Annotated in this window: 14 protein-coding genes and 2 tRNA genes; 8 read left to right on the top strand and 8 right to left on the bottom strand. The window is 68.5% G+C overall.

Annotated features, from left to right (window positions below; all coding sequences use genetic code 11):
- Positions 1-69 precede the first annotated feature (69 nt).
- Positions 70-246, top strand: a complete 177-nt coding sequence (locus FDZ84_RS18705) for a hypothetical protein (protein WP_168586970.1) — start codon at positions 70-72, stop codon at positions 244-246.
- Between the two features lie 210 nt (positions 247-456).
- Here FDZ84_RS18705 and FDZ84_RS18700 read toward each other — a convergent pair whose 3' ends face one another.
- The 3 genes from FDZ84_RS18700 to tig all read right to left on the bottom strand — a co-directional run bounded on the left by FDZ84_RS18700 (position 457) and on the right by tig (position 3,324).
- A complete protein-coding gene (locus FDZ84_RS18700; RefSeq protein WP_168586969.1) occupies positions 457-1,089 on the bottom strand; it encodes an ATP-dependent Clp protease proteolytic subunit in 633 nt (210 codons plus the stop codon).
- A 38-nt stretch (positions 1,090-1,127) separates the two neighbouring features.
- Positions 1,128-1,754, bottom strand: a complete 627-nt coding sequence (locus tag FDZ84_RS18695) for an ATP-dependent Clp protease proteolytic subunit (protein ID WP_168586968.1) — start codon at positions 1,752-1,754, stop codon at positions 1,128-1,130.
- Between the two features lie 214 nt (positions 1,755-1,968).
- On the bottom strand, positions 1,969-3,324 hold the full coding sequence (gene tig / locus FDZ84_RS18690) for a trigger factor (protein WP_168586967.1): 1,356 nt from the start codon (positions 3,322-3,324) through the stop codon (positions 1,969-1,971).
- 202 nt (positions 3,325-3,526) lie between these two features.
- Here tig and FDZ84_RS18685 point away from each other — a divergent pair, with 202 nt between their 5' ends.
- Positions 3,527-4,465 carry a sucrase ferredoxin gene (locus tag FDZ84_RS18685; RefSeq protein WP_168586966.1) on the top strand — a complete coding sequence of 313 codons (939 nt, stop codon included), beginning with the start codon at positions 3,527-3,529 and terminating at the stop codon, positions 4,463-4,465.
- Here the strand turns inward: FDZ84_RS18685 and FDZ84_RS18680 are convergent.
- A complete protein-coding gene (locus FDZ84_RS18680; protein WP_168586965.1) occupies positions 4,422-4,634 on the bottom strand; it encodes a hypothetical protein in 213 nt (70 codons plus the stop codon). The two genes, FDZ84_RS18685 and FDZ84_RS18680, sit on opposite strands and share 44 nt — an antisense overlap.
- 136 nt (positions 4,635-4,770) lie before the next feature.
- Positions 4,771-4,844, bottom strand: a tRNA-Pro gene (locus FDZ84_RS18675).
- A 115-nt stretch (positions 4,845-4,959) separates the two neighbouring features.
- Between FDZ84_RS18675 and FDZ84_RS18670 the strand changes: the two genes are divergently transcribed.
- The 5 genes from FDZ84_RS18670 (at position 4,960) to FDZ84_RS18650 (ending at position 10,390) form a co-directional block, all read left to right on the top strand.
- A tRNA-Gly gene (locus FDZ84_RS18670) sits at positions 4,960-5,030 on the top strand.
- 1,009 nt (positions 5,031-6,039) lie between these two features.
- On the top strand, positions 6,040-7,509 hold the full coding sequence (locus tag FDZ84_RS18665; RefSeq protein ID WP_168586964.1) for an MDR family MFS transporter: 1,470 nt from the start codon (positions 6,040-6,042) through the stop codon (positions 7,507-7,509).
- A gap of 55 nt (positions 7,510-7,564) precedes the next feature.
- Entirely contained in the window at positions 7,565-8,191 is a 627-nt protein-coding gene (locus FDZ84_RS18660; RefSeq protein ID WP_168586963.1) for a 2'-5' RNA ligase family protein, read from the top strand.
- 77 nt (positions 8,192-8,268) lie between these two features.
- Positions 8,269-9,483, top strand: a complete 1,215-nt coding sequence (locus FDZ84_RS18655) for a GNAT family N-acetyltransferase (protein ID WP_168586962.1) — start codon at positions 8,269-8,271, stop codon at positions 9,481-9,483.
- 70 nt (positions 9,484-9,553) lie between these two features.
- On the top strand, positions 9,554-10,390 hold the full coding sequence (locus FDZ84_RS18650) for a hypothetical protein (RefSeq protein ID WP_168586961.1): 837 nt from the start codon (positions 9,554-9,556) through the stop codon (positions 10,388-10,390).
- Positions 10,391-10,572: 182 nt separating this feature from the next.
- On the opposite strand, the gene FDZ84_RS18645 is transcribed toward FDZ84_RS18650, so the two are convergent.
- Together FDZ84_RS18645 and FDZ84_RS18640 are read right to left on the bottom strand one after the other, a co-directional pair.
- Complete coding sequence (locus FDZ84_RS18645) at positions 10,573-11,265, bottom strand: B3/4 domain-containing protein (RefSeq protein WP_168586960.1); 693 nt, start codon at positions 11,263-11,265, stop codon at positions 10,573-10,575.
- Positions 11,266-11,303: 38 nt separating this feature from the next.
- Entirely contained in the window at positions 11,304-11,912 is a 609-nt protein-coding gene (locus tag FDZ84_RS18640) for a LysE family translocator (RefSeq protein ID WP_168586959.1), read from the bottom strand.
- A 137-nt stretch (positions 11,913-12,049) separates the two neighbouring features.
- Here FDZ84_RS18640 and FDZ84_RS18635 point away from each other — a divergent pair, with 137 nt between their 5' ends.
- Entirely contained in the window at positions 12,050-12,649 is a 600-nt protein-coding gene (locus FDZ84_RS18635) for a phosphoribosylanthranilate isomerase (protein WP_168590169.1), read from the top strand.
- 1 nt (position 12,650) lies between these two features.
- Here FDZ84_RS18635 and trpC read toward each other — a convergent pair whose 3' ends face one another.
- Positions 12,651-13,439, bottom strand: coding sequence for an indole-3-glycerol phosphate synthase TrpC (gene trpC, locus FDZ84_RS18630; protein WP_168586958.1), 789 nt, complete (start codon positions 13,437-13,439; stop codon positions 12,651-12,653).
- Positions 13,440-13,444: the final 5 nt, after the last annotated feature.

Raw genomic sequence — 13,444 nt, 5'->3', positions numbered from 1 at the left:
CCAGTAGCGCGCCTGACCGTATGTGCCTCCGACGGTACCTGTCGTTCCCCGTGTTCGGGGAGACTCACAGTGTCCGCCATGGCCGAGCGTGGTGTGACCAGCACCGCGTTCGGCGTGTCGTGGACAACGGACGGGCGTGGCGAGTCCGCCACTATCCGGCCGTCCGCCCACTTCTACCAGGTGCGCGACCGCGCACTGCGGTATCTGGCGGTTGCTTCATCCCGCAACCCGCATCGCGACGCTTGACGCGGCGTGCGCGGAAGCCGCCGCAAGCGGCGCAGCCGCTTGGCCCACCCTCGCAACCGGCACCGCCGCGGGTTCTCAGAGGCCTTCTCGCGAGGACAGCCCCGACGTGGCGTGTTGGGTCATACACGAGTCGGGGATCCCGGAGTCGAGAAAGCCTCTGAGGTTCCGCACTCGCACCGCTGCTCAGGACGAGCCGTGCATTCTTCTGAATCAGGACTTCTGCGCCGACAGCTTCCGGTAGGGCAGGACCTCGTCGATGATGCCGTACTCGGCGGCCTGCTCGGCCGTGAGGATCTTGTCCCGGTCGATGTCGTCGCGGACCTGCTCCTGAGACCGGTTGGTGTGCTTCGCCAACGTGGTCTCCAGCAGTTCGCGCATCCGCTGCACCTCGGCGGCCTGGATCTCCAGGTCGGAAACCTGGCCGTAGATGCCCTCGACCGACGGCTGGTGGATCAGGATCCGCGAGTTCGGCAGCGCCATCCGCTTGCCCTTGGTGCCGGCGGCCAGCAGCACCGCCGCGGCCGAGGCCGCCTGCCCGAGGCAGATGGTGCGCACGTCCGGCCGGACGTACTGGATGGTGTCATAGATGGCCATCAGCGCGGTGAACGAACCACCGGGCGAGTTGATGTACATCTGGATCTCGCGGTCCGGGTCGTCGGACTCCAGGAACAGCAGCTGCGCCATCACGTCGTTGGCCGACGCGTCGTCGACCTGGACGCCGAGGAAGATGATGCGTTCCTCGAACAGCTTGTTGTACGGGTTCGACTCCTTGACCCCGTACGCGGTGCGCTCGACGAACGAAGGCAGCACGTACCGGGACTGCAGTGACTGGTAAGGGTTCACGACAGGTGACTCCTCGTTGCTAGGTCCGGGCGGGATGATCAGCTGCTCGGAAGGTTCGCGGCACTCGCCACGTGGTCCACGAACCCGTACTCGCGGGCCTCCTCCGCGGTGAACCACCGGTCGCGGTCCGAGTCCTGAGTGATCTTCTCCACCGTCTGACCGGTCTGCGCCGCGATCAGCTCGGCCATCTCCTTCTTGTGCCTGGAGAACATCTTGGCCTGGATCTCGATGTCCGAAGCCGTACCGCCGAGACCGGCCGACGGCTGGTGCATCATGATCCGCGCGTGCGGCAGCGCGAACCGCTTGCCCTGGGCGCCCGCGGACAGCAGGAACTGTCCCATCGAGGCGGCCATGCCCATTGCCACGGTGGCCACGTCCGGCTTGATCAGCTGCATGGTGTCGTAGATCGCCATGCCCGCCGTCACCGAGCCACCCGGCGAGTTGATGTAGAGCGAAATGTCGCGGTCCGGGTCCTCCGCCGCCAGCAGCAGCAGCTGCGAGCAAATCTGGTTCGAGATCGAGTCCTCGACCTGGGAGCCGAGGACGATGATGCGCTCCCGCAGCAGCCGCTCGTAAACCGAGTCGTTGAGCGAGAGCCCGTTCGTCCCCGTCCGCATGGACGGCGACTGCGTGTCGGACGCCGGAACAGTCAGGTGCTGCGTCACGTCTCCCTGCCTTCTCCCACAATGGGCCGTTGTCCACCGGGGCCACTTCGGCCACTCCGCCCACTTCCACAGTGGACCGCGCCCCGGCGATGTCCTGCTTCCCTCTCGGGTGATCCGCTACAACCGACCCTAACGAACGTGGACGGCACCAGCTTCCCAGTACCGCCCACGTTCGCTTAGAGCATGCTATTCAATTGTCCGGTCGAGAGGCGGGTCACTCCGCCTTCGCGGCCTCGGCCTGCTCGGACTCCTGCGGGCCGAACAGCTCGTCGAGATCCAGCTCGTTGCCGGCCTCGTCGGTGACGGTGGCCTGGCGCACGACCGAGAACAGCGCCTTGCTGCGGCGCACGTCGGCGTACATCGCGCCGAGCTGGCCCGACTGCTGGGCCTGCTGGACGAACTGGTCCGGACTCATGCCGAAGCGCTGGGCTTGGTAGATGATCCGCTGGGTGAGCTCGTCGTCGGAGACGGACACGTCCTCGGCGTCGGCGATGGTGTCCAGCACGAGCTGAGTCTTGACCGCCTTCTCCGCCTCGGCGCGAGTCTCGGCGTCGAACTCCTCGCGGGTCTTCTCCTGCTGCTCAAGCCACTCTTCGAAGCGCGCCTCGTCGTGGTCGAACGGGTGCAACGCGTCGTGCTGGCGCGCCTCGATCTCCGACTCGACGATCTTCTCCGGCAGCGGCACCTCGACGGTCTCCAGCAGCGCGTCCAGGACGTTGTCCCGGGCCTCCATGCCCTGCTGCATCTTCTTGACCCGGCCCAGCCGCTCCCGCAGGTCGGCGACGAGCTCCTCGACGGTGTCGAACTCGCTGGCCAGCAGGGCGAACTCGTCGTCGGCCTCGGGCAGCTGGCGCTCCTTGACGGAGTTGAGCGTGACCGAAACCTCGGCGTCCTTGCCGGCGTACTCACCGCCCACCAGCTTGGTGGTGAACGTCTTGGTGTCGCCCTCGCTCGCGCCGATCAGCGCGTCGTCGATGCCCTCGATGAGCTGGCCGGAGCCGATCTCGTAGGACAGGCCGCTGGTCTTGGCGTCCTCGACCTCCTCGCCGTCGACGGTGGCCGACAGGTCGATGCTGACGAAGTCGCCCTCCTGCGCGGGGCGCTCCACCCCGGCGAGGGTGCCGAAGCGGGCGCGCAGCGAGTCGAGCTGCTCGGTCACCTCGTCCTCGGTGACGTCGACGTCGTCCACGCTGACCGACAGCTCGCCGAAGGCGGGCACGGTGATCTCGGGGCGGACGTCGACCTCGGCGGTGAACGCGATCTCCGCGCCGTCCTCGATCTTGGTCACCTCGATGTCCGGGGTACCGAGGGTGCGCACCTCGCTGCTGTTGACCGCCTCCAGGTACTTGGCCGGGACCGCTTCGTTGACGACCTCGTCGAGCACGGGGCCCCGACCGATGCGACTCTCCAGCACCCGCGCCGGGACCTTGCCCGGCCGGAAGCCGGGGATACGGACCTGCTGGGCGAGTGCCTTGTACGCGCGGTCGAAGTTCGGCTTGAGCTCGTCGAACGGCACCTCGACATTGATCCGGACGCGCGTCGGGCTCAGGTGCTCGACGGTGCTCTTCACGTGGTCTCCTAGTGCGAACGTGCTTGATTCCCGGCGCTGCCAACGGGCGCGGCATACCACCACGTCCAACGATGCCGGGCTGACCTCCGAGTCTATTGCTTCCCGCCGGGACACCCGGCCCGGGGTTGCAACTACCGGCGTTGGCAAGCCTCACCTAAGCCCGGATGCTCCGCCGAGCCGTTATCCGTGTTTGAGTGGAAACGTGCACCACACCGCAGCCGACGCCGCTACCTGCGCCGCACTGTCCGAAGCGCTCGCCGAGCCGATGCCCGGCACCGCAGCGGTGGCCGACAGCTGGCTGTGCCTGGAACAGCGCGGCCCCTGGGGCCACAACGCGCTGACCCAGAGCCACCTGGACCCCGAGCTCGGGCGGGCGCTATCCGCGCGGGCCGACCAGCACCGGGTGCGGATCCAGCTCATCCGGCACCCCGGGCGGCACGCGGACACCGCCGGTGACCAGCCGCGGCGGGTGTTCCTCGCGCACACCGCCCCCGGCACTGGCTGGCTGCGGACGGCGACCACCACGGACCCCGCCGAACTCCTCGAACTCGACTTCGCCCGGATCACGGCCGGCCACCACGATGGCTGGGGGCAGCCCGCCACCGAGCCGCTGCTGCTGGTTTGCACCAACGGCCGCCGCGACCGGTGCTGCGCCCTCCTCGGCCGCGAACTGATCACGGAACTCACCAGGCGGCACGACGGCATGATCTGGGAGTCCTCGCACACCGGCGGGCACCGCTTCGCGCCCGCCGCGGTCGTGCTGCCCAGCGGGTACACCTACGGGCGGCTGAACGCGCAAACCGCCGACGCGGTGCTGTCCTCAGCCGCGGCCGGGAAGGTCGTCCTCGACCACTGCCGAGGCCGATCCACGTGGAGCCGCGCCGGACAAGCCGCCGAACTCGCCCTCCGGGAGCGCCTCGGCGAATACCTCGCCGACGCCCTGCGCGTCACCGGCGAAGAAGCCCACCAGGTGCTGATCGACCACCAGGACGGCCGGAGCTGGCAGGTCGTGGTCCGGGAACGCGAACTCGACCCGCCCCGGCCCAACAGTTGCGGCAAGAAGGCGATCCGCCCCACCGCCTGCGCCGTCGAAACCATCAACCGCCGACCAGCGCCCCAACCGCCGAACCCAACTGAGTAGGCGTCACCGCGGTCACGATGCCCTCCGGCGGCGCCGACGCAGGCGAAACCGGCGGACCCGGCACGCATAGCGAAACGACGACCAGGAAAGCCACCGCAGCGCCCAGCACCGCGCACACCACCAAGGTCGGCAGCTGGATCCGGAAACCGGACAGACTCCAATCGCGCACGAAGGGAAGATCGGCCGCCCCCCACAGAGCGTTACCATCCGCGGCCGGCTGCTGCGACGCACATCACCACGCCGAACACGCCGACCGGCAAAAAGAAAACCGGCCACTCACCGATGGCGAGCGGCCGGCCGCGACGTCGGGGTGGCGGGATTTGAACCCACGACCCCTCGCACCCAAAGCGAGTGCGCTACCAAACTGCGCCACACCCCGTCCGACGTGCGGAGCACCCAGGAACCCCGGGTGCGTTGCGGAGAGCTTATCGCGACCCGCTAAGCTGTGACACGTAAGGTCGCCTAAACCCGCGAGGGCCAGGCGGAACCAGCACGCGGGCGTAGCTCAATGGTAGAGCCCCAGTCTTCCAAACTGGCTACGCGGGTTCGATTCCCGTCGCCCGCTCCGAGTTGGGTGCTTTGTGTCTAGTGGGCCTTCGGCCCACCTAGACCCTTACTCTTCGCCTTCGCTGTGGGGGGCCGAGCCCCCCACACCCCCCACCGCACGGGGGGCGCCTTTCGACCGCTTCTCGGCTTTCCGCGCTCCCGGCCCGGGCTTTGACCAGCCGCACCGTAGCGGCGACTTCGCGTGGCCCCAGACCTCCACACCTCGCCATGCTGCGGGGGCCGAGCCCCCCACACCCCCCACCGCACGGGGGGCGCCTTTCGACCGCTTCTCGGCTTTTCCGCGTTCCCGGCCTGGGCTTTGACCAGCCGCACCGTAGCGGCGACTTCGCGTGGCCCCAGACCTCCACACCTCGCCATGCTGCGGGGGCCGAGCCCCCCACACCCCCCACGGCGCGGAGGGCGCCTTTCGACCGCTTCTCAGCTTTTCCGCGCTCCCGGCCCGGGCTTTGACCAGCCGCACCGTAGCGGCGACTTCGCGTGGCCCCAGACCTCCACACCTCGCCATGCTGCGGGGGCCGAGCCCCCCACACCCCCCACCGCACGGGGGGCGCCTTTCGACCGCTTCTCAGCTTTTCCGCGCTCCCGGCCCGGGCTTTGACCAGCCGCACCGTAGCGGCGACTTCGCGCGAAATCGCCGCTCCCCATGCGTGCCGGGTGGCGACTTCGCGCGAAATCGCCGCTCCCCATGCGTGCCGGGTGGCGACTTCGCGCGAAATCGCCGCTTGCTCCTTCCCCGTTGAGGCGCGGTGTGTTCGTGAGCATCCGGTCTTGTCCTGCAGAGCGGCGCGCTGGGGCAGCGACCTTGCTCACAGTGTCCGTTGTGTCGCGCCTCCCGGGTGCGGCTTGCCGTTTGGGCGGTTCGTGCCGCTTCGCGGCTGTTGCGTTTTGGGTTGGGGTTCTGGGGAATAAAAAGGCTTTGGGTTTTGTCGGGGGGTTGGGCGAGGCTTGTGGTCGGGCTGACGGCGGCTCGGGCCCTTCTCGGCTCTTCTTGATCTCTTGGGGGTTTTGTGCGGCGGCTTGAGTACAAGTGGTTGGTCGGCATCACCTTTGTACTGGCGCTGATCATGCAGATCCTCGACGTGACCATCCTGAACGTCGCGCTGGCCACCTTGGGGCGGGAGTTCCGGGTCGACGCCGCCGCACTCCAGTGGGTGCTCACCGGGTACATGATCAGCCTCGCCGTGTTCATCCCATCGTCCGGCTGGATCGCCGATCGGTTCGGCAGCAAGCGGACCTTCCAGTCCGCCGTCGTCATCTTCACCCTCGCGTCCGTGCTGTGCGGGGTTTCCACCGAGATGTGGCAGCTCGTCGGCGCCCGGGTGCTGCAGGGCGTTGGCGGCGGGATGCTCGTGCCCGTTGGCCAGGCGATGCTGTTCCGGGCCTTCCCGCCCAACGAGCGCGCCAAGGCCGGGGCCGTGCTTTCCATCCCGATCACCGTTGCGCCCATGCTCGGGCCGGTGCTCGGCGGGTTGCTCGTCCAATACGCCAACTGGCGGTGGATCTTCTTCATCAACGTCCCCGTCGGGGCCTTGGCGCTGTTCTTCGCCGTGGTGTTCCTCCGGGAGGAACCGCGGCGCGATCCGGGGCGCTTCGACTTTCCCGGTTTCGTGCTCGCCGGAGCCGGTTTGGCGACGCTGCTCTACGGGCTCGAACAGGGTGCGCAGCTCGGCTGGGGCCAGCCCCAGGTCTGGTCGAGCCTCGTGGCCGCGGTGCTGCTCATCGGCGGATTGGTCTGGCGGGAGTTGAGAGTCACGCATCCGATGCTCGACCTGCGGCTGCTGACCGACCGGTTGTTCGGCACCGGCAACGTGCTGCTGCTGTGCCAGACCGGGGCGATGTTCGGGGTGCTCTTCCTAATCCCGCTGTACCTGCAGAACCTGCGTGGAGTATCGCCCATGCACGCCGGCCTCGTGCTGATGCCGCAGGCCATCAGCATGTTGCTGACCACCCAGGTAATCAGCCGGATCTACGGCCGGGTCGGGCCGAAGCGGCTGATCCTGGCCGGGTTCGCGGTGCAGGTCGCGATCGGCCTCGGGTTGCAACTGCAGGGCACCGACACCTCGTTGTGGCTCCTGGTCGCGTTGCTCGCGGTGCAGGGCGTGGCGATGGGGCTGCTGATGACTCCGGTGCAGACCGCGACATTCGCCCGGATCTCCGGTGCCGCCATGGGGCAGGCCAGCTCGATGTTCAACGTCAGCAGGCAGGTCGCCACCGCGCTGGGCACCGCGATCGTCGCGACCGTGCTGGTGGTGCTCACCGAGCACGGCATGTCCACAGTGGATCCCACCGCGGCCGGCCAGGTCGCGGAGGCGCAGCTGGGCGCCTACCACGGCGCGTTCCTGGTTTCGGTGGTCTTCGCCGGGCTCGGCCTGCTGCTGGGGCTGCGGGTGCGCGACTCCGACGCGGCGGCCAGCCTGGACACCCCGGCCGCGAAGGCACAGCCGAGTGAACGCGAGCCCTCGAAAACCGTGAGATAGCTCAAGCTCGCCCCACTCCCGGAGCCGCCCGGGCAGTATGTGAGGGGTGACCGACATGCCGCACGCCGACCAGGTCCGCAACCACGCCCGCTGGCGCTCGGGCTGGCACGCCGGGCGCACCGGCTACGCGTGGCTGCTGCCGCTGGCCGATCAGCCCGGGCTGCGCAAGCTGGTGAACGGCTACCAGTACGCGCTGCGCGATTTGCCCGGCTTCGACCTCGTCCCGCTGGAATGGATGCACATCCTGGTGCAGGAAATCGGTTTCACCGACGAGATCGACGAGTCGCGCATCGAACCGCTGGTGGCGGGCGCCCGTACCCGACTGGCGTCCGCGCTGCCCCTGACCCTGGCGTTCCACCACGCAGTGGTGCTGCCGGAGTCGCTGTCGCTGCCCGCCGAACCCCAGTCGACGGTGCTCGAACTCCGCGCCGCGGTGCGCGAAGTGACCGCCGAGGCACTCGGTGGAGCGACCCTCCCGGCGGAACCCGAAGACGTCGACAAGCACGTGAGCCTCGCCCACTCCACCACCGAAGGCCCGGCGATCTTCGCCGTCGCCACCCTCGGTGCCACGGTGGTCGAGCCGACCACGGCCAAGGTGTCCGCGCTGTCCCTGGTCAAGCTCAACCGGGACCACTCGTGCTCCGAGTGGGAGACCGTCGCCGAGGTCCCGCTCGGCGTCTGAAAGCACGGTTTCGCCGACTCCCGAGGACCGCCTGAAAATGAGTCGCACGCCGTTCCCGCGGGCGGTATGAACGTCACATGGCGGACCTCACCACGAGAAGTCTTTCGGCCGACGACCGCGATTTGTTCTTCGACGTCTTCACCGCTGCTTTCCTCGACGACAGCCGCGACTCGCCGATCGAGCGCTACCGCGAGCTCTTCGACCCGGCGCTGGCCCACGGAACGTTCGACGGCGACGAAGCGATCGGCGTCGCCGGGCGGTTCGAAACGGGCATTACGCTGCCGGGCCCGGTTCAGCACCCGGTCGCCGCCATCACGGCGGTCGGGGTCAAGCCCGGACACCGGCGACGCGGCGCGCTGACCTCGCTGATGCGCGCCCAGCTCGACGACCTGCGCGGCAACGGCTCCGGGCTCGCCGCGCTGTACGCCTCGGAAGCGTCCATCTACGGCCGGTTCGGCTTCGGCCTGGCCAGCTACGAGAGCCACCTGACCCTGCCGCGCGGCGCGGCTTTCTTGTCCACTGTGGACGTCGATGGGAGGCGGGTCAGCGAGGTCGACCGGGAAACCGCGCTGGAATTCGTGCACCAGCGATACCCGGCGGTGGCCGCGACCCGGACCGGCTGGCTGTCCAGGGCCGACGGCTCCTGGGAGGTCCGGATGATCGACGACCGCAGCGAGCGCGGCGACCTGGGCAAGACCCGGTTCGCGCTGCACCCCGACGGCTACGTCATCTACCGGCCCAAGCCCAATTGGACGAACCAGGGCCCCGCCTACCACCTGCGGGTGCTAGAGCTCGTCGCGTCGACCCCGCAGGCCTACGCCGCGCTCTGGCGGTACCTGCTCGACTTCGACCTGGTCGGCGAGGTGCACTGGGGCAAGGCCGCGGTCGACGAACCGGTGGTGGGCATGCTCGCCAACTCGCGCCTCGCGGAGCGGAACATCATCGACGGGCTGTGGGTCCGGCTGGTCGATCTCGACCACGCGCTGGAAGCACGCCGGTACAGCGCCGCGGTGGACGTCGTGTTCGACGTCACCGACTCGTTCTGTCCGTGGAACGCGGGCCGGTGGCGGCTGACCACAGGTGCCGACGGGGTCGCGAGCGTCGCCCGCACCGACGACCCGGGCCAGATGGCATTGGACGTCAGCGACCTGGCCGCGGCGTACCTGGGCGGCAACACGCTGTCCGGGCTGGCCCGGTCCGGGCGGGTAGCCGAGCTCGCGCCGGGTGCGCTGTTCGAAGCCTCTCGCGCGTTCGCCACCGACGACGCCCCGCACTGCCCGGAGGGTTTCTGATCGACCAGCGCCCCTGCTGAGCGGCGTACCGTCGGAACCAACGGGTGTTCCGCCGGGTCAGGAGGCAGGGGTGACCGCAATCGTCATCATCGTGATCGCCCTCGTGGTGATCGTCGCCGCGGTCTGGTGGTCCCGGCAGAAGGTCGTGGCGCACCAACGTAACCAGCTCGAAGACGCCAAGGCGGAAGCGCGACGCTGGGTGGAGCGGTTGGGCGGTCAGGTGCTCAACCTGGTCGGCACCAACGAAGCGGCCAAGCAGGCGCTCGCCGATGCGGCTGAACGGCACGGCGCGGCGGTCTCCCAGCTCGACCAGGCGCGCACCGGCGCGCAAGCCCGCCTGACCACGGAGTCCGCGCTGGAAGGCCTGTACTACGTGCGGGCCGCGCGGATCGCGATGGACATGGATCCGGGCCCCGAGCTCCCCGACCTCGCCGGCCAGCGCGGCGCGGGCAAGGTGACCGAGTACCGCGAGGTCGAGGTCGAAGGCCACCCGCAGGTGGCGTCGCCGAACCCGACCGAGCAGACCCCGCACTACTACCCGGGCGGCACGGTCGCCGGGCGACCGGTGCCGCAGGGCTGGTACAGCGAGCCGTGGTGGAAGCCGGCGCTCGTCGCGGGCGCCTGGGGCGTGGGCTCGTTCGTGCTGATGAGCGCCCTGTTCGGCGGCATGGCCGGGATCCCGGCAGAGGCGGCCTACGCGGACGGCTTCCAGGACGGCCTGGGCGCCAGCGGCGACCCAGGTATCGACGCCGCGAACGCGGGCGGCGACGACGGACTCGACCAGAGCGGTTTCGACCAGGGCGGTTTCGACCAGGGCGGTTTCGACCAGGGCGGATTCGACCAAGGCGGAATCGACCAAGGCGGATTCGACCAAGGCGGAATCGACGTGGGCGGTTTCGACCTCTGACGGTTCCGATGTCGCTGGCGACAACCCGCAATTTCAATAGAAACTAGACCAGCTATGCACATCGAGACCGACTACGGTGCTTCACGGGCCTGCAGGTTTGGCCGCCGGGCCACGGTGTCGCCATCGGCAGGGCTCATCCGCCAGCACGCGTCGGCTCGCCATGACCCAAACACCTGCGGAAGTCAGAATTCGAAGCGGCGGGACTGCGGCCCGAGGGTCGCTGACTTAGCCCGCACGCCCCAGACTGCTTCCAGTTCTTCCGCTACCGTCGCGAGTAGGCGGGTGACGTCCTCGCCTGCCGAGTCGTGCAGTGCCTCCACGACGATCAATACCTTGCCGGTGGACGGTTGCACTGCGGAGTAGCGGCTCTGCCGGTTGGTCCATCGCCGGGCGTGTGCCCGGTGCTGCTCATCCGCGAAGATCACCTCACCCGGCTCCGGGTTCTCCGTCTCCCCGCCGAAGGTCAGATATGTCTCTTCGCCCGAGGCCCGGCGGACCTCCAGGTGTCCGGCCACCTCGGCGATGTCGAAGACCGCGATCGGGATCGCGAAGGCGATCGACATCGCGTTGCACACATCGACGAGCGGGTGCAGCTGCGGCAGGGACTTGTCCTTGCGGAACCGGCGCAGCATCGCCTCCGACGCACACCGGTACTGGGTCGGCTTGAGCCCCATCCGGGAGAATGTGCGCCGCCACGCCTGAATCTCCGGGAACTCGCTCTCGGCGGCGGTGGCCAGCCGCTCGGTGGCGATGCCGGTGAACCGGTCGATGCGCGCCACCGTCGAGTTCTCGGCGTTCACGCCGTCGGCGACCAGCACCCCGGCGACGAGTTCGGGAAAGTCGTTCCAGATGTCGGTGGAATGCTCGAAATACATGATTCCTCAGCAGATCGGGTTGGCAGCGTCGGTCGGAGTCAGTTGTCGAAGACGAGGCGGGCGGCGAGCGCGATGAACGCGATGCCGAAGACCCGGCGCAGCCACGCCAGGATCTGCGGCTTGCTGATCACCCGCCAGCGGATGATCGCCGCGAACTTCCCGTAGAGCACGAACACCACGAACGTCGCCAGCATGAAGACCGCGCTCAGCTCCACCATGTAGAGCAGTGCGTTGGGCGCGTTGGTGTCGACGAACTGCGGCAGGAACGCGAAGAAGAACAGCGTCAGCTTCGGGTTGAGAATGTTGATCAGGATCCCGTGCACGATCACCCGGAGCGGCGACTGGGGCTCCACGTCATCTTCGATCTTGAGTCCGCCCCTTTCCCGTAGCACCCCCCACGCCATGTAGAGCAGATAGGCGACGCCGAGATACCGCAGCACCTCGAACGCCACCGAGCTGGCACTGAGCAGGGCGGCTAGACCGGAGATCGCCGCGATCATGTGCGGGACGATGCCCAGCGTGCAGCCGACGGCGGCGACCACGCCGGCGGCCATCCCCCGGGAGAGTGCGGCGGCCATCGTGTAGAGAACCCCCGTTCCCGGCGTGATCACGACGATGAGCATGGTCAGCAGAAACTCGACGGACACTGCTCTTCCTCTCGGCAAACAGAGGCTCAGGCTTCCCACCCGTAACGTTACCCAAGGTAGTATCCGGCTCGCTCAGTGTGTCGCCCGTGGCGTTACCGGACGGGACACTGCGGGTGGCCCCAGGTATGTTGGTGATCATGTTCGTGAAGCTGTGCGGGCTTCGCACCAGCGCCGACGTAGCCGCTGCGGTCGACGCCGGCTGTGACGCGGTCGGCTTCGTCTTCGGCCCCAGCCCTCGCCGGATCGACGCCGAGACGGCGCGGGCGTTGGTGGCGGGACTACCCGATTCCGTGCTCGCCGTAGGAGTGTTCGGCAAGGTGCAGATCGAGCAAGTCGCACCGCTGGCCGAGGCATCCGGCGTCGGCGCGATTCAGCTGCACGGCGAGTACCCACCGGCCGCGTTCGACTCGCTGGCCCCACACCGGCTCTGGCGCGCCACCACACTCACCCCGGAGACCGAGGTACGGGTCGGGGCCTTCGGGGAGGAAGTCCTGCTGCTGGACTCGCCGGTGGCGGGCTCGGGCCGCCGCTGGGATCTCGCCGGGCTGGCCGGCGCCCGTCCGCAGGGGCATTGGCTGCTGGCAGGCGGCCTGACGCCGGACAACGTCGCGCGGGCGATCGCCGAGGCGCGTCCGTGGGGTGTGGATGTTTCCAGCGGCATCGAATCCCGCCGCGGCGTGAAGGACCACGGCCGCATGCGGGAATTCGTCGCCGCGGCCCGCGAGACGGCAGCCTGAATCAGCGCACCAGTTCCGCTGTCGCGCGTTCCACGTCGGGGGCCCGCATCAGGCTTTCGCCGATGAGGAAGGTGCATACGCCGGCTTTTGCGAGCCGGTCGAGGTCCGCCCGGGTACTCAGTCCGCTTTCGCCCACCACGACGCGGTCCGGCGGGAAACCTGGAGCGAGCGTTTCCGTTGTGCTCAGCGAGGTTTCGAACGTCCGGAGGTCCTTGTTGTTGATGCCGACCAGCCGTGAACGCATCCCGACCGCACGGGCCAGTTCGGCCTCGTTGTGAATCTCCACCAGGGCGTCCATGCCGAGCGAAAATGCCGCTTCCTCCAGCTCTTGCGCCTCCGTGTCCGACACCGTGGCGAGGGTGATCAAGATGCAGTCGGCGCCCCACGCCCGGGCCTGGAACACCTGGTATACGTCGTACATGAAGTCCTTACGCAGTACGGGAAGTGAGGTGGCCGCGCGAGCTGCGGTGAGATGTTCGGGGCCGCCCTGAAACGACTTGACGTCGGTGAGCACCGACAGACAGGTCGCGCCACCTCGCTCGTAATCGCGGGCCAGCGCCGGCGGGTCGAAGTCGGTGCGGATGAGCCCCTTTGACGGGCTCGCCTTCTTCAGCTCGGTGATCAGCGCGTATCCGCCAGCGGTGAGCCGCTTTTCGATTGCGGCAAGAAACCCCCTCGGCGCCTCGGCATCGCTTGCTCGTCGCTCGAGTTCGGCCAGCGGCGTCCGCTGTTTCGCCGCTGCGATCTCTGCTCGCTTGTATTGCTCGATTCTGGTGAGGAAGTTGGCCATTTCGG

The sequence above is a fragment of the Saccharopolyspora sp. ASAGF58 genome, assembly GCF_012277335.1.
GTDB classification, from domain to species: Bacteria; Actinomycetota; Actinomycetes; order Mycobacteriales; family Pseudonocardiaceae; genus Saccharopolyspora; species Saccharopolyspora hattusasensis.
The sequence above is the reverse complement of the archived record's forward strand: the minus strand, read 5'-3'. Positions and strand labels throughout refer to the sequence as shown.